At 37.3% G+C, this 21,697-nt stretch carries 14 protein-coding genes; 11 read left to right on the top strand and 3 right to left on the bottom strand.

The genetic code is table 11. The annotated features are described in order from the left end of the window. Nucleotides 1-52 precede the first annotated feature (52 nt). From SFA27_RS15190 to SFA27_RS15160, 7 genes are all read left to right on the top strand, one after another. Nucleotides 53-898: a helix-turn-helix domain-containing protein gene (locus SFA27_RS15190; RefSeq protein WP_407293239.1), complete on the top strand. Its 846-nt coding sequence runs from the start codon at nucleotides 53-55 to the stop codon at nucleotides 896-898. Nucleotides 899-987: 89 nt separating this feature from the next. Continuing rightward, nucleotides 988-2,298 carry a TolC family protein gene (locus tag SFA27_RS15185; RefSeq protein WP_407293237.1) on the top strand — a complete coding sequence of 437 codons (1,311 nt, stop codon included), beginning with the start codon at nucleotides 988-990 and terminating at the stop codon, nucleotides 2,296-2,298. A 24-nt stretch (nucleotides 2,299-2,322) separates the two neighbouring features. Further along, nucleotides 2,323-3,438 (top strand): HlyD family secretion protein, encoded by a 1,116-nt coding sequence (locus SFA27_RS15180; protein WP_264518371.1) that lies wholly within the window; start codon nucleotides 2,323-2,325, stop codon nucleotides 3,436-3,438. A gap of 110 nt (nucleotides 3,439-3,548) precedes the next feature. After that, on the top strand, nucleotides 3,549-5,141 hold the full coding sequence (locus SFA27_RS15175; RefSeq protein WP_407293235.1) for an MFS transporter: 1,593 nt from the start codon (nucleotides 3,549-3,551) through the stop codon (nucleotides 5,139-5,141). 286 nt (nucleotides 5,142-5,427) lie between these two features. Beyond that, nucleotides 5,428-7,638 carry a TonB-dependent receptor gene (locus tag SFA27_RS15170; protein WP_407293232.1) on the top strand — a complete coding sequence of 737 codons (2,211 nt, stop codon included), beginning with the start codon at nucleotides 5,428-5,430 and terminating at the stop codon, nucleotides 7,636-7,638. A 104-nt stretch (nucleotides 7,639-7,742) separates the two neighbouring features. Continuing rightward, the gene (locus SFA27_RS15165; RefSeq protein WP_047376829.1) at nucleotides 7,743-8,555 is read left to right on the top strand and encodes a siderophore-interacting protein; all 813 of its coding nucleotides are present in this window, start codon (nucleotides 7,743-7,745) and stop codon (nucleotides 8,553-8,555) included. A gap of 173 nt (nucleotides 8,556-8,728) precedes the next feature. Continuing rightward, the gene (locus tag SFA27_RS15160) at nucleotides 8,729-9,433 is read left to right on the top strand and encodes a class I SAM-dependent methyltransferase (RefSeq protein ID WP_407293229.1); all 705 of its coding nucleotides are present in this window, start codon (nucleotides 8,729-8,731) and stop codon (nucleotides 9,431-9,433) included. 187 nt (nucleotides 9,434-9,620) lie between these two features. On the opposite strand, the gene SFA27_RS15155 is transcribed toward SFA27_RS15160, so the two are convergent. Both SFA27_RS15155 and metG read right to left on the bottom strand, forming a co-directional pair. Continuing rightward, complete coding sequence (locus SFA27_RS15155; protein WP_407293227.1) at nucleotides 9,621-10,286, bottom strand: hypothetical protein; 666 nt, start codon at nucleotides 10,284-10,286, stop codon at nucleotides 9,621-9,623. 64 nt (nucleotides 10,287-10,350) lie between these two features. Further along, nucleotides 10,351-12,390 carry a methionine--tRNA ligase gene (metG, locus tag SFA27_RS15150; protein WP_407293225.1) on the bottom strand — a complete coding sequence of 680 codons (2,040 nt, stop codon included), beginning with the start codon at nucleotides 12,388-12,390 and terminating at the stop codon, nucleotides 10,351-10,353. A gap of 336 nt (nucleotides 12,391-12,726) precedes the next feature. Here metG and SFA27_RS15145 point away from each other — a divergent pair, with 336 nt between their 5' ends. From SFA27_RS15145 to SFA27_RS15130, 4 genes are all read left to right on the top strand, one after another. Next, nucleotides 12,727-15,480 carry a SusC/RagA family TonB-linked outer membrane protein gene (locus SFA27_RS15145; RefSeq protein WP_047376975.1) on the top strand — a complete coding sequence of 918 codons (2,754 nt, stop codon included), beginning with the start codon at nucleotides 12,727-12,729 and terminating at the stop codon, nucleotides 15,478-15,480. Between the two features lie 11 nt (nucleotides 15,481-15,491). Next, nucleotides 15,492-17,093 (top strand): RagB/SusD family nutrient uptake outer membrane protein, encoded by a 1,602-nt coding sequence (locus tag SFA27_RS15140; RefSeq protein ID WP_407293222.1) that lies wholly within the window; start codon nucleotides 15,492-15,494, stop codon nucleotides 17,091-17,093. A 16-nt stretch (nucleotides 17,094-17,109) separates the two neighbouring features. Next, a complete protein-coding gene (locus SFA27_RS15135; protein ID WP_407293220.1) occupies nucleotides 17,110-18,216 on the top strand; it encodes a SusE domain-containing protein in 1,107 nt (368 codons plus the stop codon). Nucleotides 18,217-18,292: 76 nt separating this feature from the next. Continuing rightward, nucleotides 18,293-20,449: a glycoside hydrolase family 97 protein gene (locus SFA27_RS15130; protein ID WP_407293218.1), complete on the top strand. Its 2,157-nt coding sequence runs from the start codon at nucleotides 18,293-18,295 to the stop codon at nucleotides 20,447-20,449. Nucleotides 20,450-20,516: 67 nt separating this feature from the next. On the opposite strand, the gene SFA27_RS15125 is transcribed toward SFA27_RS15130, so the two are convergent. Continuing rightward, nucleotides 20,517-21,515: a sterol desaturase family protein gene (locus tag SFA27_RS15125; RefSeq protein WP_047376823.1), complete on the bottom strand. Its 999-nt coding sequence runs from the start codon at nucleotides 21,513-21,515 to the stop codon at nucleotides 20,517-20,519. Nucleotides 21,516-21,697: the final 182 nt, after the last annotated feature.

Here is a 21,697-nt window from a genome sequence, read left to right as displayed (position 1 = left end):
GCTAAAATAATAAAATTTTGTAATCACTGGTAAGATTGCTTACATTTGCCTTATGTCTGCCCTAGAAAAATTCGGAGTTGATATTTTCACGGAACGTAATATTTTCGAGCGAATAGCTGTGGGTAAACCGTTTCGTCCCGATAACCCAGCTTTTATATTTATTAAATCAGGAACTATAAAACTTCGCCAGCATTTCAGTGATCTGGAAGTTTCTGCTAATATGTTTATGGTAACTGATCCACAGACCATTTATGAAGTGGTGGGAGTGACTGATGATTTTCAGTCGAGGATGGTTTCCTATAAAAGAGAATTTATTTCAGCTTTGTCATTGAAATTTAACCGCCTCATTACCTATCGTTATTTCAGGCAGCAGATGAATAAGGGAGTTCCTTTTCCCGAGGACGAAATGGAAGTCGTCTGGAAAAGCGTCAATTTCCTGAAGTATATCCTGGATTCTGAAACAGAAATGCTTTACAAGAAAGAAATGGTAGAACATCTTTTCTCTGTTTTCTGCTATCAGATGGCAGGAATCATTTCCAAAGAGGATAACAGTTCTATGAATCAGATGTCCAGACAGGAAGAAATTGTATTTGTATTTCTTACTGATATTGCAGAACATCATCTTACAGAAAGAACCGTTGAGTTTTATGCCGAACGGCAGTCAATTACAACCAGACATCTGTCTTCTGTGGTAAAGACCATTACAGGAAAGTCTGCAAGCCAAATCATCGCTTTAATTGTTATCAATGAAGCAAAAGTACTCTTAAACTCCTCCAATAAACCGGTTTCAGAGGTTTCTTCTATTCTCGGATTCAGTGATCAATACTCGTTTTCTCACTTTTTTAAGAAGCATCTGGAAGTAAGCCCCTCCCAGTACAGGCATCAGTTTGAAAATTAAAATCTTACATTTGAACATCTTTTTCCAAAAATCAAACATTTGATTGATTTTGTTATTGACCTAACTTTGCATCTGTAAAACAAGGTAAAATGACAAAGAAAATAAAAACAGCACTATCTGTACTGATAGCAGCTTTTCCTGCGCTGTTTTTTTCACAACAGATTAAGCAGATGACCGCAGGTGAGGTAGCGGAGCTTGCTGTTCAAAATCACCAGCAGCTCAAGGTTTCTGCACAGAACATTGGTATTGCAAAACAAAATACAAATGTTGTTAAGCTTCAGAAACTTCCTACGATCACGGCTTCTACAAGCCAGTTCTATTTAGGGGACGCAGTAGCTATCGATAAAGACTTTTCAAACTCTACCAATGTTCCAATGCCGCATTACGGAAGTTCGTACGCGGTGCAGGCAACACAGTTAATCTTCAAAGGAGGATTGGTGAATAAATCTATTGAAATGGCGGGGCTTCGTGAGCAGCTTTCGGAACTGGATTTAGAGAAAAATAAGCAGGATGTGAAGTTTTTAGTGATTTCCAACTATCTGGATGTCTATAAAATTATCAATCAGGAAGAGGTATTTCAGAATAATAAAAAACTGGCTCAGGAACGTCTTAAAAACATTCAGAAATTCTACCAGCAGGGAATGGTAACCCGAAATGAAGTGATTCGTGGAGAATTGGCCATTAAGAACCTGGATCAGGGAATTCTTACTCTTACCAACAATAAGAAAATTCTTAATTATAACCTGAATATTGCTTTAGGGTTATCTTCTGACACGGAGATTGTTCCTACAGAAAGTTTAGAGAATAAAGAATCCGGAATAAGCATGGAGTATTATACAGATCTTGCCCATGAAAGCAATCCATTATTGAAATCAGCTCAAAAAAATATTGCGGTAGCAGATAAGAATATTGAGATTATCAAAACGGATAATGCACCTACATTAGCTGGATTTGGAGGATATACACTCCAAAGACCGATTACGACAAGAAATCCTGTTTTAGATATGTACTCAGGAGGCTGGCAGACCGGGGTTTCTTTGAGTTATAATATAGACACTCTTTATAAAACAAAAGAAAAAGTAAAATTAGGTGAGCTGCAAAAGAATCAGGCGAATGATGCCATGACTCTGGTACAGCAGAATGTAGATATGGGAGTGAATGCAGCCTATACAAAATATCAGGAAGCAATTCAGCAGGCGAATATTCTGAATGACTCCAAAAGACTGGCGGAAGAAAACTACAAGATTACGGAGGCCAAATATCTGAATCAATTGGCTGTACAGGCAGAAATGCTTGATGCTCAGAACCAGAAACTACAGTCAGAACTTGATTATGCCAATGCAGAAATCAATGTTTTGTATCAGTACTACAACCTTTTGAAATCTACAGGAACACTTTAATTTTTAAAACTGACAATCAACACAATGGAAAACAAGGAACAAACTACTCAAAATACAACACCAACTCCGGCAGCATCTGCTGCAGAAAACAAGAAAAAGAAAAATAAAACCAATAAAATCAGAGCTATTATTTCTAATATCATTGTTTTTCTGGTGATCGGTTTCGGATTATTCTGGTTAATACGTGAATATTTCCACATCGGAAGTAAAACCTATACGGAAGCAGCACAAGTAGAAGAATTTATCAATCCTATCAATACAAGGGTTTCTGCATACATCAAAGAAATTAAATTCATTGAACATCAACGTGTAAAAAAAGGAGATACGTTGGTAATCCTTGATGAACGTGAAATTCTTACCCAATTGGGACAGGCAGAAGCTGCTTATCAGAATGCAATGGCGCAAAAAACAGCAACAAGTTCTTCTGTGAATACGGTTTCCAACAATATCAACGTGATGCAGTCTAATATTGCGGGAGCAAAAGCCAGATTGTGGAATGCTGAGCAGAATTTAAACCGATATAAAAATCTTTTATCAGCCGAAGCGGTTACAAGACAGCAATATGATCAGGTGAAGACAGAATATGATGCGCAAAAGGCCGCTTATGAAACCTTAGTGAATCAAAAACAATCTGCAAACCTTTCCACTACAGAAGTGAAAAGCAGATTGGGGATTAATGATGCTGAAATTAAAAGAACAAAATCTGCCTTGGATATGGCGAGAATCAATCTTTCGTATACGGTTATTACAGCACCTTATGATGGAGTAATGGGAAGAAGAACAATTTCTGAAGGGCAGTTGATCCAGCCGGGACAACAGGTTGCAACTATCGTTCTGAACGGGCAGAAATGGGTAACTGCTAATTTCCTGGAAAGCCAGATGCCAAATATCAAAGTAGGAGAAAAAATTTCCATGACAGCTGATGCTTTAGGAGGGAAAAAATTTGAAGGAGTTGTAACAGCGGTTTCTGCAGCTACCGGATCAAGATATTCAAGTGTACCTACCGATAATTCTACCGGAAACTTCATTAAAGTACAGCAGAGAATTCCTGTAAGAATAGAATTTACAGCTTCCAATAAAAAAGAAGATCTGGATAAACTGAGCGCCGGAATGAATATGAATGTGAATATCGGTCAGTAATTTAAAGATTTAATCATTGAAAGATTAAAAGATTGGAAAAATATAGAAGTTAAGCGGAAAACTTTCAGCCACTAATTTCTAGTTTCTAACCTCTAATTTCTAAATTCATCATGTACAACAAAGGATTATATAGCGATTGGGTACCGAAACCCGTACAGCTGCTGCTGATTGTATTACTGCTTGCCGTGGTAATGCCCATCGGTGGAGTGTATACCGGAAATATCAGTTCTCTGGTAAGCGGTACCGGTGCCATGACAGAATATTTTATGTGGGCTAACTATGCAACTACCATTGGGATGGGAGCCTGTATGCCTGTTGTTCTCAGAATCAAAATGAGATTCAAAGTAAGGGATAAGATGGTTTTACTTCTGGTGCTTTTAGGATTGCTCAGTTATGTAAACGGAACTACTTTACAGCCAATGATCTTCATATTTACTTCTTTAGTGATAGGCTTTATGAAAATGATGGTCACCATAGAACTGTTTCTGCCACTGATGGCCATGATTGGAAACCGGGGAATGTTTTACGGAGCATTCTATACCTTCGTTCTTGTAATGAATCAGGTGGCTACTTATTATGCGGCTGAATTTGCTCTTATCTACAACTGGCAGCAGTTTTATGTGTTCACGGCGGTTTTATGCTTTACACTTGCATTAATACACTGGATTTTAATGCATAATAAATATTTTGCATTAAAAGTTCCCCTGCATTATATTGATTGGCTAAGTATTTTACTTTTCATTTCAACTTTCATGTTTTCGGCGTATGTGTATTCATTTGGGAGACAGCAGGACTGGTTCAATTCTAAGAATATTATATATGGAAGTATTGCTGCTTTTGTGAGTTTTGCACTGCTTTCTATCCGTCAGCTAACTTTAAAGCGACCGTACCTTTCATTCAAAATTTTTACAAAAAATAATGTACAGCACGGTTTATTCATGCTGTTTTGGCTGGGAATGTTTTTAGGAACAGCTTCTATTCAGAATACTTTTGCGGTGGGAGTTTTGGGCTATGATCAGGTGACCAATACCAGACTGAGTTTACTGATGATTCCCGGGATTATCCTGGCCGGAGTCATTGCCATTTTCTGGTTCAAAAAAGAAAAGCCTTTGAAAATGTATATTTTTTCCGGATTTTCTGCAATGATTGGATATGCCATTATTATGTACTTTTCTATGGTATTGGAATTCAGTTATGACAACTGGTATCTGCCTATGTTTTTAAAAGGTTACGGAATGTGTTCACTGTTTATCTCCGTATGGTTTTATACGCTGGATAAGCTTGAAATGGATGAAATGCTGGCAGCCATCGGGCTTGTGTTGGTTTGGAGAACTTTTCTTGCCGTAGGAATTTTTTCAACACTCTATTCATGGTTTCAGTACCGTTTTCAGGTTACAGCAATTGGTGATCTTGCTGTTTATATGGATGGAATGACCGTTACTCCTCAGAATGTAGCAGCCAATATGAAAGCCATTCAGCTCAATGCCATTATCATAGCCACCAAGAAGATATTCGGATATATTATTTTAGTTGGATTTGGAGTGCTGATTTATGTTGCTACCCATCATTTCGGAGCAAAACGTTTCCAGTATTTCAGGTTTATAAGAGTTTTGGGAGGTAAATCCGTTATCGCAAGAAGACGACTCCGTGAAAGAAGAAAACTGTTAGAAGAAATAAAAGATGCAGCAGGGCCTGCAATATAAAAAATACCTTGTTTTTCACTAGTAAAATCCTGGCCCTTCGTTGGGCTGGGATTTTACGTTTTTTTAGTAGGAAGTTGGATGCTGGAAGAAGGAAGTAGTGAAAGACGGTTTATAGCTGTTTGTTTTATTTAAAATCTTTACTCCAAAAGAAGTTATTATAACTTCCCACTCCCTTCTTCATTTTTCCATTTTTTTATAAAAAAGAAAAAATCTCATACGCTGTTATTTTTATTCTTTCTAAATAAGAATTATCTTTGTGAAATTATAAAACTTTGAAGTAGAAAGAATGAAAAAGCAGTATGCGTTCATAGGTCTTTTGGTTTCGGGATTGATGATTTCCCAGACCGTGAAAGATTCTATTGCCTCTAAAGGTATTGAAGATGTGGTGATCGTAGCCTCCAGAAAACCTACAAAAATCTCTGAAGTTCCGGGAACGGTTTGGGTCGTACAGAAAGAAAAGATTCAGGAACAGGCTAAAAGTGGAGTTCCTATCAAAGAAATGTTATCGATTCTGATACCTTCTATGGATATCGGTCCGCAGGGAAGAACCAATTACGGACAGAATATGAGAGGACGTTCAGCGCTTGTAATGATAGATGGCGTTTCTCTGAACAGTATCCGTGCGATAAGCCGTCAGCTGGATGCAATAGATCCTTTTAATATCGAAAGAATTGAAGTACTTTCTGGAGCAAGCTCAATTTATGGAGGTAATGCTACCGGTGGAATCATTAATATTATTACAAAAACACCTTCTAAAAAAGGGATCAGCGGCGAAACTGAATTGGGGGTACGTACAGGATTTATGGGAAAAGATGACCATGATTTCCGTGCTGCTCAGTCTATTGCTGCAAAAGGAGATAAGTTCTTTGGAAGACTGGGAGTGGCTTATCAGCAGAATGGTGGAGTATATGGAGCAGATCAGAAACAGCTTTTTACAGATATTACACAAACTGACCTTCAGTATAATCAATCAATAGATATCCTTGCGACAGGAGGATATCAGTTTAACAATAAACATAAAATAACAGCCTCTGTTCAGTATTACAATTCTAAATTTAATGGAGACAGAAGTTTATTTTTAGGTGAAAATCTAAGTGCATTTACTACAAAAAATGCTTCATTACTCGAAATGAGAGATGGTTTCTCATCCGATAAAAATGTAGGAACAGAGCGTTATATGGCAACCGTAGCTTATAATGGCAACGGAATTTTAGGCGGACAGGATTTGTATGTACAATTGGCTACCCGTGGTGAAAAATTAGGATTCTATCCATTCCCGGGAAATGTTACTTTACAAACAGGAAAAATACCTTATATGTCCTCTTCACAGCAGGATACCTATTATTCGGGGATTAAAGCTTTATTATCAAAATCATGGCGAGGATTGAATGTTACCTATGGAGCAGACTTTGATTTTGAGAAATTTGAAGGAACACAATCCGTTTATGATATTGCCAAAACAATGTCCAGCGGAGGTTTGGTGAATGAAACAAAATACAGCCTGGGAAGATACCCAACCAATCACTCACAGAGCTACGCAGGATATGTTCAGGCAAAGTACAATGTTTTCCCAAAATTACAATTGAATGCCGGAATCCGTTATCAGCACATCAACGTAAAAATGGATGATTTTGTAGGTTCAGAACAGCAGACACAGATTGCTATGGGTTATGGAAGTTCAGCATCGGCAATTCCCGGAGGTGAAAGTTCTTATAATGTGACCCTAGCCAATGCCGGATTGTTGTACAAATTCAATGAGCAGCATCAGGTTTGGGGAGCTTTTTCCCAGGGAGCAAGCTTAGCAGATCCTGCTAAATTTTACGGAATCGGACAGTATAAATTGGTAGGAACAAACTGGGATGTAGTATCCAGTATCAATGTGAAAGAACAGCCTCTTCAGGCTATCAAAACCAATCAATTTGAGGTAGGTTACCGTGTCAACAGAGGCGGTTTAAGAGCTCAGATTGCCGGATTTTTGAGTAATTCAGACAAAACCGTTGCTGTAGATAAGAAGACTTTCCAGATTCTTGTGAATGATCTGAAATTAAGAAATATGGGAATTGAAGCTGAGGTTTCTTATTCGTTAAATAATGGCGTTTATTTCGGGGCAAGCGGACTTTTGATCAAATCTGAGGTAGATAACAAAGGAGAATGGCAGAAACAGGAGATTTACAATGCTTCTCCTTCCAAATTGGTAACCTATATCGGATATAATATTCAAAACTGGTCATTCAGATTCCAGTCTTTGCAGAATTTCAAACAGAAAGACGAGCTTAATAATGTGGTGGAAGGCTATAATACTTCAGATCTGATGATAGGATACAGATTCCATTTTGGAAAATTCAATTTAGGAATCCAGAATCTATTCAATACAGACTATCAGACGATATGGAGCAAGCGTTCTCAGGTACTGTATTCTACTTACGGACTTCCGGAACTGTTTAATTATAAAGGAAGAGGAAGAACATTTAATCTGTCTTACACTTTTGAATTTTAAAAATAAGATGAAGGTAAAAATGCCTTGATCTGAAAACATATTGTATTTCAAATCCGGTTTCTGAATTAATCGGAAACCGGATTTTAACTTAAAAAAAATCAGTTATGGCAAAAATTTCAACAGGGCAGATCGTTGCCGAAGTTACCAGAAAAGAATACATTACTGACCATTTTATCAGAGTGTATTTGTACTCACCAGAAGTTCAGTTGTTCAAAAATACGATGGTGGGAGACAATAATAAAATTGCCGTTCCTCCGGCAGGACTGAATGAGATTCATTTTCCGACATTGGACGAAAATCATCAGTGGGTGTATCCGTTAAAAGAAGTGGCTCCGGCCATCAGAACCTATACCCACAGAGGAATTGATCTGGAAAAAAATGAATTAATCATCGATTTTGTAGATCATGGAGACGGCGGTCCGGCTTCTAAATGGGTGAGAGAAGCTGAAGCAGGTTCAAAACTGGGAGTGATGATGCGTTTGGAAGGTAAGGAGTTGTACCCTGCTGCAGATTGGTATTTGTTGGTAGGAGATGCTACGGCCATTCCGGTGATCAGTGCTATTTTGGAAACGCTTCCTGAAACGGCAAGAGGTACATGCATTATTGAAGTTCATGGAAAAGAAGACGAGCAGCTGCTTGAAACGAAAGCCCAAATTGATTTTAAATGGTTACACAATGCGCAGCCTCAGATCAGCAGTGAAATTTCAAATGCTGTAAAAAGTATTGATCTTCCTGAGACTACAAAATTTGGCTATGTTGCATGTGAATTCTCAAGCGTGAAAGAAATCCGTACTTATCTGAGAAAAGAAAAAAACTGGACCCCTCAGGAATTATATGCTTATTCTTACTGGAAAGCAGGTGTAGCAGAAAATGAGTCGCAGGCAGATAGACATAAGGAGAAGGATTCGATGGAGTAGATGGAAGGGATTTTGAGTTTGAGAGTTTTAGAGTGGGAGGGTTTGAGAGTTTAAAGTTTAAGGTTTAAAGTTGTAGGTACGCCGTATCTTGTACTTGAGAACCGGTACCTCGTAACCCGCAACATTCAACCAAAAACTTTGAACATTGAACATTGAACTACTATCTTTGCACCATGAAAGATTTAATGGGCAGAGCGATCTGGGATTATTACCACAATGACAATCCTGAAGATCTGCAGACTGAAACGTCAATTTCTGAGCTGGATGAACTTCCGGTGGATTATTTATTCAGAGATTTTGAAGACATGAATGATATTGAGCAGAAAGCACTGCAATTATCCGAAGGAAAAATTCTGGACATTGGAGCAGGTGCTGGTTCTCATTCTTTATATCTTCAAAATGAAAGAAATCTTGATGTGACAGCATTGGACATTTCACCAAAATCAATTGAGATCTGCAAGCTGAGAGGGGTTAAAAAAGCGGTTTGTGAAAATATGCTTGATTTTTCAGGAGAAACTTTTGATACCATTTTATTACTGATGAACGGTACCGGAGTTTTTGAAAGCCTTGCGAAAATTGATACCTACCTTCAGAAGCTGCAGACTTTACTGAACGATGGCGGACAGGTTCTGATTGACAGTACAGATATTCTTTATATGTTCGACCGTGATAAAGATGGCGGAGTATATATTCCGGCTGGTGGATATTACGGAGAACTGGAGTATGTAGTGCATTATAAAGGAGAATCTGAGGAACCGATTACCTGGCTGTATCTTGACTTCAATACCTTGAAGAATGCAGCCAAAAACAATGGCTTCAAAATAGAAAGAGTTTTGAAAGATGAGGATTCTTACTTAGCAAAACTGACTAAGAAATAATTTACAACAAGTCATTGCGAGCTGAAAGCGAAGCAATCTCATGAATTCATATAGTGTCATTCTGTACGCCGGAATGACTTTTTTTGTACTATTTCTAGCCCCGATAGAAACGGTTACCCCACAGCATGCGGTTGGCTCTTTGGCCAGGCGCGAGGAGTAAAAGTGGATAGCGGGAATAAGCTCCTTATTACTGTTTGAATAGATGGATGGCCTTTGCCAACGGATAGTAAGAGAACCATTCCTGGGAATAAAAATACATCAGAACCGCGGTTCCGGCACATAAAACAACAGGAAGAATATAAGATTCTGCACGGTAAGGAAGTTTTTTTGGAGTTGCTAGAACACTGATGACAAGTAAACCTAAAGCTCCTATTGAAATAACTCCAATTTCGGGACTGTATCTGGAAGTTGTACCAAAGTCAAAATGGGAAAGCAGAACATACTTCTGAAATATAAAAAACAGCAATCCAAATACAAGTGTAAGGAAGGCAGGGAAGTATTTTTTGAGTTTGATTAGATTAAAACACAGTAAAATTGCTCCGGGAATCGTACTGAAAAAAACACTGGTGACCAAAATTGTCATCCGTGAATAAAGCCTTATGGCCTCCGGATCTTCTGTAATATGGTCTTTCCAGATTTCTACTTCTTCTGTACGTTTTGCTTCCTCTTCTTCCTTTTTTTGCTGGATTAATTGCTGAACAGCTGTTTTCTCCTGCTCGCTGAAAACCCGTCCTCTTTCTTCCAGAATTTCAAAAGCTGCCTGAACGGCCTCCGGAACAAAGCGGTTGCCTTCTTTTAAATATCCCTCTAGTTCCTGATTGGAAAGTTTTCTTAAAACATTTTTATTGACCATAAGCTGTCTATAAAAGAAAGGCTGCTTCTCGTGAAACAGCCTGTTATCTTTATAAGGATTTTAATTATCCGATTTCAATACCGTTTTCAACATTGCTGTCGTCCGGTGTTACGAAAGATAATTTTCCGTCTGGTTTTGTTGTTAATAATAACATTCCCTGAGACTCAATTCCTCTGATTTTTCTTGGAGCAAGGTTCAGAAGAATCATTACCTGCTTCCCGATTAATTCTTCAGGAGTGAAACTTTCTGCAATCCCGGAAACAACAGTTCTTACATCTACTCCTGTATCTACAGTAAGTTTTAATAATTTATCTGCTTTTTCTACTTTTTCAGCTTCTAAAATGGTTGCTGTTCTAAGGTCTATTTTAGTAAAGTCATCAAATGTGATCTCTTCTTTCATAGGGTTTGCGTTAGGATTTGTTTTTTTATTGTTTTGTTTTGTGTTTTCAAGCTTTTGGATCTGAGCTTCTATTACATCATCCGAAATTTGAGAGAATAAAATTGGAGCATTAGCCATTATTGAATGACCAGCTTCAATTAATACTTTTGAATTCTCAACTTCAGACCATGTTTTTTGTTCTACATTAAAAATTTCATATAATTTTTGTGCTGTAAAAGGTAAAAATGGTTCAGCTAAATTTGCTAGTGCAACTGAAATTTGAGCTCCAATAAATAATGTATTTTTGGTTTTTTCAATGTCATTTTTAACCGTTTTCCAAGGTTCTTCATTCTGCAAGTATTGATTTCCAAATCTTGCAAGATTCATAAATGCTGTTAATGCATTTCTGAATTCATAATTTTCAAGAGAGTTTCTGATTTCTACAGCTCTTTTGCTGATTTCTTGTAATTCTGGTGCATTTACATCTCCTTCAGGAATTTTTCCTTCAAAGTTTTTGTTAATTAATACTGCAACACGATTAATGAAGTTACCAAAAATATTAGCTAATTCAGAATTATTCTTCGTCTGGAAATCTTTCCATGTAAAGTTATTATCTTTTGTTTCCGGAGCAGATGAAAGAAGAGCATATCTTAAAACATCCTGCTGTCCAGGGAAGTCTTCCACATATTCATGAGCCCATACTGCCCAGTTTCTTGACGTTGAAATCTTATCGTTCTCAAGGTTCAGGAATTCAAAAGCAGGGACATTTTTAGGCATAATGTAATCTCCGTGAGCTTTCATCATCGAAGGGAAAATAATACAGTGGAATACAATATTATCTTTTCCGATAAAATGTACCAGATCACTTTCTGGACTCTGCCAGTAGTCTTTCCAGTCTTTTCCGTTTTTCTCTGCCCATTCTTTGGTGAAAGAAATATAGCCGATAGGAGCATCAAACCATACGTATAATACTTTCCCTTCCGCATTTGGAAGTGGAACCGGAACACCCCAGTTAAGGTCTCTGGTCATTGCACGGGGTTTAAGGCCGTCATTCAACCAGGATTTAACCTGTCCGTATACGTTAGGCTTCCAGTCATCTTTATGACCTTCAATGATCCACTCGTTTAAGAAGTCTTCGTATTCGTTTAATGGCAGATACCAGTTTTTTGTTTCTTTAAGGATAGGAACATTTCCGCTAAGCATTGACTTCGGATTGATCAGCTCAGAAGGAGAAAGGGTAGAACCGCATTTCTCACACTGGTCTCCGTAAGCGTTTTCGTTACCACAATTAGGACACGTTCCTACAATATAACGGTCAGCAAGGAATTCTCCTGCCTGCTCATCAAAATACTGCTCGGAAATCTCTTCAGTAAATTTTCCTTTCTCGTATAAAACCTTGAAGAAATCCTGGCTGGTTTCGTAATGGTTTTTAGACGTTGTTCTTGAATATTCATCAAATGAAATTCCCAGATCAGCAAAAGATTTTTTAATGATCCCGTGATATTTGTCAACGATATCCTGAGGAGTTACTCCTTCTTTTTTAGCTCTTATGGTAATAGGAATTCCGTGCTCATCCGAACCACAGATAAACGCTACATCTTTTCCTAATCTTCTCTGAAATCTTGCGTAAACATCCGCAGGAATATAAACACCTGCCAAATGTCCTATATGAACCGGCCCGTTTGCATAAGGCAAAGCTGCCGTAATCATCTTTCTGTTTGACATTTATAGTAAAGTTTTAACTGCAAAGATAAGGAATATCTGTTGAATACCGCTATTGGTGGTGTTATTATGCTGCAGAAAGCAAATTTTGAAGGTTGAATATGAATTTAAGTTAAACAGTTGTTTAACTAAATATTAAATTAATTCAAATGTTATGCAATGCATAAGACGGTGTAAATTATTGAAATTTAAAAAACTAACTAAAAAGTGTTTCGTAATATACATAATTTTAACTAAAATTATATTAAAATTACGATAATTCTATTTTTTTTTTAAATTGCGAGTCTGGCTACAAGCCGAATTAAGACTGAAAAAACGAAACTATAAAAAAATATGATTGTGAATAATTTTACAACAGTATTGAAAATTGCGCCTGCTTTTTTATTGGCCAGCACAATAATGCATGCGCAGAAAAAAGACTCTGTTCCTCAGGAGAAGAAAATTGAGGAAGTTGTATTAATTGGATATGGAAAGCAGAAAAAATCTGATCTTACCGGTTCTATAACTTCCGTCACGGCAAAAGACTTCAACGGAGGGGCAACTTCTGCCGGACAGCTGATCCAGGGGAAAACTCCAGGGGTGCAGATTACCAATAACAGTGGAGCACCAGGTTCCGGAACCAAAATCAGAATCAGGGGGACCTCTTCTTTAAGTGGTGAAAACTCTCCTTTGATTGTAATAGATGGAGTTCCTCAGGACTTTGTAGGAATGAATGGTGTTTCTGATCCTTTATCATTAATTAACCCGAATGATATTGAAACATTTGATATTCTTAAAGATGCTTCGGCTACTGCTATCTATGGTAACAGAGCTTCTAACGGGGTTATCCTTATTACTACCAAGAAAGGAACGGCAGGAAAGTTTAAGTTGAATTTTTCAACGGTAACTTCAGTTTCTACTAAAATGGGAAAGGTAGATGTATTAAATGCTCAGGAATTCAGAGATTTTGTTAATACATACGCACCTGCCGGTTATAAAACTAAACTTGGGAATGCTGATACCGACTGGCAAGATCAAATTTACCAGGCAGCATGGGGTACAGATAATAATGTTGCCCTTTCAGGAGGTATTAAAGGTCTTCCATACCGCTTATCATTAGGGTATAATGAGCAGAACGGTATTGTAAAATCAAATTCTTTCCGCAGAACTTCTGTAGGATTGAACTTAAATCCTAAATTCTTAGATAACCATTTATCCGTAAATGTGAATGCAAAAGGAACATTTACCGATAATAGATTTGTAGATGGTGGAGTAATTAAAGCGGCTACTTATTTTGACCCTACACAACCAGTATATTCAGGAAACTCTAATTACGGAGGATATTATGAATGGCTGGATTCCGGATCTGCAACAGGTTATAATGTAAATGCCAACTCCAATCCGCTTGGACTGATCAATGGAGTAAGAGATGTGTCTTCTGTCCTAAGAGGATTGGGAAATATTCAGTTAGATTATAAGTTTCACTTTCTTCCGGACCTTCATTTCAATGTGAACGCCGGATACGATTATACAAAAAGTGATGGACACAAATTTAAAGACGCCCGTCTGAGACCAGGTTTTGAAGATAAGGGAAGCTCTAATTTCTATTCTATGGAAAAGAAAAACAAGCTTTTGGAAACCTATTTCAATTATGTAAAAAACATCAGTGCTATTAATACTGGTGTGGATATTACTGCAGGGTATTCTTATCAGGATTTCAATATTTATCTTCCAGGTGCTATCACTTATAGAGGAACAGGAATTAACTCGCAGGATTTAGACTTCAAAACTCGAAATACACTGATTTCATTTTATGGAAGAGCTATTTTTACCATAGCTAATAAATATGTTATTTCAGGATCGGTTCGTAAAGATGGTTCTTCCAGATTTTTCAACGGAACCAGAGATAATGTATGGGGAGTTTTCCCTGGAGTTTCCTTAGCATGGAAGCTTAATGAAGAAAATTTCATCAAAAATATATCCTCAATCAGCACATTAAAACTAAGAGCTGGATGGGGTAAAACAGGTCAACAGGAATTACCTGCGCTTAACGGTAATAAACCTAATAATTATCCTGCTTTTGCAGCATACAACCCAAGTTATCAGGGAGCGGGCTATCAGTTTGGAAATGAATTCTATTTTATGTTCAGACCTGCCAACTATAACCCGAATCTTACCTGGGAAACAACTACTACGAAGAACTTAGGATTAGATTTTGGTTTTAATAAAAACAGAATCACAGGATCAATAGATGTCTTCAGAAAAGATACCAAAGATCTTCTTGTATATGCTGATGAACCTGCAGGAGGTCTAAGTAATGCGAGCTGGCAGAACGTGGGTGATATGAAAAATGAAGGGATTGAAGGAAGTATTACAGTAATTCCGGTTAAAAACCAAAATACAACCTGGGAAGTAAGCTTTAATGCTACTCATTACAAGCCGGTCATCACGAAGCTTAAAGACAGAGCGGATGAATCATTTAATATGGAAGTAGGAGGTATTGAAGGAGGTTCTGGAAACAGAATTCAGGCTCATGCAGTAGGATATGCACCTAACTCATTCTGGGTATACCAACAGGTATATGATACTAATGGAAAGCCTGTGGATGGAGCTTTTGTAGACAGAAATGGTGATGGTGTGATCAGTACAAAAGATATGTATTATTACAAATCTACAACACCTGATGCAATTTTAGGTTTCTCTACTAAAGTATCTCATAAAAACTGGGATTTTGCGTTAAGCGCAAGAGCAGTATTAGGAAACTATGTATATAATAATGCTGCTTCAAATAGTTCACTGCAATCTGCATCTACCAACGAATATCTTCAGAATGTATTCACTACGGCACCTCAGTATAAGTTTGCCGTTCCTCAATACAAATCTGATATTTATGTTGAGAATGCTTCATTCCTGAGACTGGATAATATCAATGTAGGATACAATTTCGGAGAAATTTTCACTAAAGGAAGTAATCTGAAAGTATATGCAATGGCACAGAATGTCTTTGTAATTACTAAATATTCAGGAGTAGATCCTGAAGTTTTCGGTGGAATAGATAACGGTTACTACCAAATGCCTAAGATTTATTCTTTAGGTTTTAACTTCCAATTTTAAATAAGAATTCAATGAAACTAAATAGAATTAAACTTAAAAATATAGTATTGCCTCTTTCAGCAGTATTTTTATTGACAGCAGCTTCTTGTGTGAAAGATCTTGAAAGAGAACCGATCACAGATGTTACTTCAGCCAGTATATATAAGGATTTTGCCAACTATAAGAATGTTCTGGCAAAACTTTACGGAGGACTTGCTATGGGAGGTCAGATCAGTGGAGACGGTGATCAGCCGGATAGTGATATTAACGGCATCAATGGTGGTTTTTCTCAATATACCAGATTGATGTACACCCTGAACGTGGTTACCACCGATGAAGCTGTGATTGGCTGGAATGACGGAAATCTTCATACGCTTCACAAAATGAGCTGGGATGCATCTAATGAATTCATCGCTGCAATGTACTATAGAGTATATACAGAAATTGCTTTTTGTAATGAATTTCTGAGAAATGTAACAGATGAAAAATTGGTTTCCAATAATATTACCGGGGATAATCTTGCTCAGGCTAAATTAATGAGAGCTGAAGCACGTTTCCTGAGAGCGCAGTCGTATTATCATGCGATCGATATGTTCGGAAATGTTCCTTTTGTAGATGAATCCTACTTGCCGGGCTCTGTCAATCCACCACAAAGAATAGAAAGAAAAGCATTATTTAATTTTATTGAGTCCGAATTGCTTGCTGTAGCAGGTGAATTGAAAGACCCTAAAACCAATGAATACGGAAGAGCAGATAAGGCCGCTGTATGGTCATTATTGGCAAAATTATATTTGAATGCAGAAGTATATACCGGAACACAGAGAAATACAGACTGTATCACTTATTGTAACAAAGTGATTGCGGCAGGGTATTCTTTAAAACCGAAATACGATGATTTGTTCCTTGCTGATAATAACATCAATAATCCGGAGCAGATTTTAAGTGTAAATTTTGACGGAATCAATACGCAGACCAATGGAGGAACTACTTATCTGGTACATGCTGCAATAGGTGGTGATATGAAAGCTGCTGATTTTGGAGTGAATGGCGGATGGAGTGGTTTAAGAACTACAAAAGCATTTGTAGGCTTATTCCCTACTAATGGAAGTGATAAAAGAGGAAGATTCTTTACTTCAGGGCAAAATTTAGAAATTAATGATTTAGGGTCCTTTACAGATGGTTATGCATTTATCAAGTTTAAAAATGTTAAAAGCAACGGATCTGTTGGAGCACATACTAACTGGGTTGAGGCAGATATTCCTTTATACCGTTTAGCAGATATCTATCTGATGTATGCAGAAGCTGTATTGAGAGGAGGTACTGGTGGAAGTCAGGCCACAGCAATCGGTTATATTAATCAGCTGAGAGAACGTGCGTATGGAAATACAAGTGGAAATGTATCTTCAATCAATCTCAACTTTATTTTAGATGAGAGAGGAAGAGAATTATCTTGGGAAATGACCAGAAGAAGTGATCTTATCCGTTTCAACAAGTTTACTACAGGAGATTATCTATGGCCATGGAAAGGAAATGTGAAAGATGGTAAAGCTGTAGAGAGCTACAGAAACCTTTTCCCTATTCCTGCTAAAGATATCGTAGCCAATCCTAATCTGATTCAAAATCCTGGGTATTAATTTAAAAACGTTTGAAATGAAAAATCTATTCAAAATATTGGCAGCTGTTTTTATCGGAATTTTAATGGTTTCCTGTGAGAAAGATGAAGATAAGGCAGTTCTTGAAGTAACCAAAAACCCTACTTTAACAGGAGATGCAGCCACATTAGTTTTGCTTAAAGCTAATGAAAATGATAAAGCAGTAAAATTTACTTGGACAAATCCCACATTTAATCTTGCTGTTGTTAATAGTAACACTCTTGAGTTTGCAAAAGCAGGAACCAGTTTCGCAAATGCTAAAAGTGCGGATTTAACAGCAAATGATCTGTCCAAAACTTATACTGTTAAAGATTTAAATAAAATTATTCTTGATGCAGGATTTCTTCCGGGGGTTGCAGCAAATATTGAAGTAAGAATGAAAGCTTCAGTAGGAAATGCTGCATCTTATTCCAACGTAATTCCAATGAGTATTACCCCGTATCTAACGGAATATCCTTCTTTTTATATTGTGGGAGAGGCATCTGCTGTTGGATGGAATGCAGGAGCTGCTCAGGTATTATATAAAAATGAAAATATTTCTACAATCTATACCTATCTGGAAAATGGGAAAGCATTCAGATTTTTAGGACAGAAAGACTGGAGTCCTTTGAACTATAGTTTAGATACAGCAGGAATGCAGGATGCTAATAAATATTTCAAAACATGGTCTTCCAATCTGGTAGCTGCAGCACCTGAAAATATGCAGTTTACAGGAGCTTCAGGAATGTACAAGATTACAATTGATTCTGATCTTGCCAAAAAAACAATAGATGTGGTTCCTTCCGCAATCAATAACTGGAACCCTGCTAATCTGTATATGGTAGGTACGATCAACGGATGGAATGCTGCTGGAGCTATAGCTATGACCAATTTAGGCGGAGGTAAATTTGAGCATACCATTATACTTTCTGCAGGTTCTCAATTTAAATTCCTGGGTCAGCAGAGCTGGGGAGATCTTGACTGGGGAAACATCTCTGGAGATGGAAACTCAGGCCTTATAGCTCCTAAAGGAAGCAATGGAAATATTAAAATTGATGGTACTGGAGGGAGCTATAAAATTTCTGTAGATCTGAAATTAGGGACTTATAAAATAGAAGCATTATAATAATTAAAGAATAATAAATGGGTAAAGTGCTGTTACAGCGGCACTTTATCTATTTTTAAGTTAATAAATAGTCATTATGAAGAAAATTACAGTTGGAGCGCTTTTGCTCTCAATGATGTTTACAGGTGTGAAAGCCCAATCTTTAAAATCTCCGGACGGGAAGTTTGAAATGAGCTTTCAGCTGAAAGAAGGAGTACCTTACTATAACCTGAAATATAATGGTACAGTAGTAGTTGAAGATTCTAAATTGGGATTGAGATTATTTAAAGACACAGCCATAAAATTCGCTTCTGAGATTGCCAAACCAGAAGATGCAAAATACGATCTGAACAACGGTTTTGCAAAGACAGATGAAAAAAGAGACTCCAAAAATGAAACCTGGCAGCCGGTTTTAGGAGAAAAGAAAAACTATATCAATAACTACAATGAGCTGGCAGTTACCCTGAACCAGGCTTCTACAGACAGAAGTATTGTGGTGAAGTTCAGATTGTTTAACGATGGTCTGGGATTCCGATATGAATTTCCACAACAGAAAAACCTTAATTATTTCGTCATCAGGGAAGAAGATTCTGAAATTGATTTTCCTACCGATATGAAGGCGTGGTGGATGGTTGCAGATTATGATTCTCAGGAATACCAGTATCAGGAAACAAAAGTATCTGAAATTCCTGCAAAATGGGATAAAGCATACGATGCGAACGCTTCACAGTCATTGGTGAAAAATGCAGTTCAGTCTCCTTTAATGCTTAAAAAAGAAGGAAAAGAACCATTGTATATCAACGTTGCTGAAGCTGCTGTATTAGATTATCCGGCTTCACATCTGGAAGTGGATGCTCAGAATTATAAATTCAAAACGCATTTAACTGCTGACAGACAGGGGGCAAAAGGATACATTCAGACTCCGTCAGTTACACCTTGGAGGACGATTATTGTAGCTCCGAAAGCAGAACAGGTAATGGATTCTAAAATGATCTTCAACCTTAATGAGCCTACAAAATATACTGATACTTCTTACATTCACCCTACAAAATACATGGGAGTTTGGTGGGAAATGATTATTGGGAAATCTCAGTGGGCGTACTCTACAGCTGAAAATGTTCATTTAGGTAAAACAGATTTTGCAAAATTAACTCCAAACGGAAAACATGCAGCCAACAATACAAAAGTTAAAGAATATATTGACTTTGCTGCAGAAAACGGATTCCAGGGATTATTGATCGAAGGATGGAATATCGGTTGGGAAGACTGGTTCGGACACTCAAAAGAATATGTTTTTGATTTCATTACCCCTTACCCGGATTTCGATATCAAAATGTTGAATGAATATGCCCATTCAAAAGGAATAAAGCTGATTATGCATCATGAAACTTCAGGTTCTGCAACGAACTACGAAAGATGGGCAGACAAAGCATTCCAAACGATGAATAAATATGGCTATGATGCTGTGAAAACAGGATATGTAGGAGATATTATTCCTAGAGGAGAACATCATTACTCTCAATGGACAATTAACCATTATTATAGAATTGCAGAAAAAGCAAACGACTATAAAATTATGGTCAATTCTCATGAATCTGTAAGACCTACAGGAGAAAGCCGTACCTATCCGAACTATATTTCTGCAGAAGCAGCACGTGGAACGGAATATGAAGCATTCGGAGGAAACAAGCCTGATCACCAGACGGTCCTTCCGTTTACAAGATGGATGGGAGGTTCTATGGATTATACGCCGGGTATTTTCCAGACGAAGTTAGATTATTATTTCCCTGGAGATAACCGTTTCGTAAAAACTACACTGGTAAAACAGCTGGCTCTTTATGTAACAATGTATATGCCGCTTCAGATGGCTGCGGATCTTCCTGAAAACTACAAAAAGCATATGGATGCATTCCAGTTTATCAAGGATGTAGCAGCAGACTGGGATGATACAAAAATCTTATCTGCAGAACCTGGTGATTATGTAATTACAGCAAGAAAAGCAAAAGGTACTGAAAACTGGTTTGTAGGAGGTATTACTGATGAAAACAAACGTGAGTATACTGTAGACTTCTCATTCCTGGATAAAGGAAAGAAATATGAAGCAACGATCTATGAAGATGGAAAAGATGCTGATTATATAGATAATCCTCAAAGCTATAATATCTACAAGAAAGAGATTACAGGCAAATCAAAAATTAATTTTAAAATGGCAAGAAGCGGTGGTTTCGCAATTTCTATCAAGCCTGTAAAATAATTTTAAAGAGACACTAAGGTGCCCCGGTTCATCGGTTTTTCGATGTCCGGGGTATTTTTTTGACAGATTATTTATCCCCTGCTGGCTGGTTCAGTTGTGAGTATTGATAGTCAGTATCAGGTGTCTGCTCCTTTAAGGATGCATTTTCATTTTTCATTTTTTCCTTGTGCTTATATTCCTTCTGATACTGCTTTACCGTTTTTCCGGTTCCATCATGTCTCCATCCCGGTGAATAAAAAAGATACTTTATACGGTCTTTGAAAGAAAGTCCGGGCTGTCTGATATCTTTTCCTATTCTTCTCCATTCATAGAAAAGCATTGTTGCAGGATCTTTGGACTTTATTTTTGGATAGACACCATACTTCACAGGCACCTCTGGATCTTCTTTTTCAAAAGTTCCGAAAATCTTATCCCAGATAATCAGCCCCATTCCCATATTACGGTCAAGATATTTGATGTTGCAGGCATGATGTACTCTGTGATGAGAAGGGGTAACCAGAATATATTCTAAAAATCCCATACTTTTAATAGACTGTGTATGGACAAAAGTGCCATAAATCTGTATCGCAGAATACGCTACCAGAATATGCCATGGATGAAAGCCCATAAAAGCTAACGGAGAGAAAAATAAATACCTGTACAAAGGTTGAAATACAGGACTTCTGAATCCTGTGCTGATGTTGAAATAATCAGAATTGTGATGCGTAATATGTACGGCCCAGAAGACACGTGAATGATGATCTACATAATGATGAACATAATAAGCGAAGTCCTGAGCGAGAAATACAGCAATCCAATACCAGATTCCCTCTTGCCAGTCGAAAATACGGTGATGATAAAAAAACATCATAACAAATAAAGAGAAGCCTTTCATGATGATATCTAACCCATAGTTGAGCAATGCAAAAAGGACATTAGTTGCTACATCTTTGGTTTCGTAAATTTTTTCTTTATTGAAGTGACTGTAGGCCATTTCTGCGAAAATAATTACCGCAAAAACAGGGATAGTCCATGTGTAAACAACATCCGGACCCTCAGCGTGGAACATACTACTGAAATCAAACATTTTTTCTGTAAAACTAAAGATAAAAAGGGGGATAAATTAACTTTTAAGATGAATTTTTTATGAAAAATTTAAGTTTTTTCTATATAAGTTAAAAAATGAATGCCAAATTTTGAAAAATTGTAGGTATGAGGATGAAAAAAAGAGGACATTCTGCTATATTTTGAATGTCTATATGAAAATTA

Source organism: Chryseobacterium sp. HR92, assembly GCF_045689405.1.
GTDB classification, from domain to species: Bacteria; Bacteroidota; Bacteroidia; order Flavobacteriales; family Weeksellaceae; genus Chryseobacterium; species Chryseobacterium viscerum_A.
The sequence above is the reverse complement of the archived record's forward strand: the minus strand, read 5'-3'. Positions and strand labels throughout refer to the sequence as shown.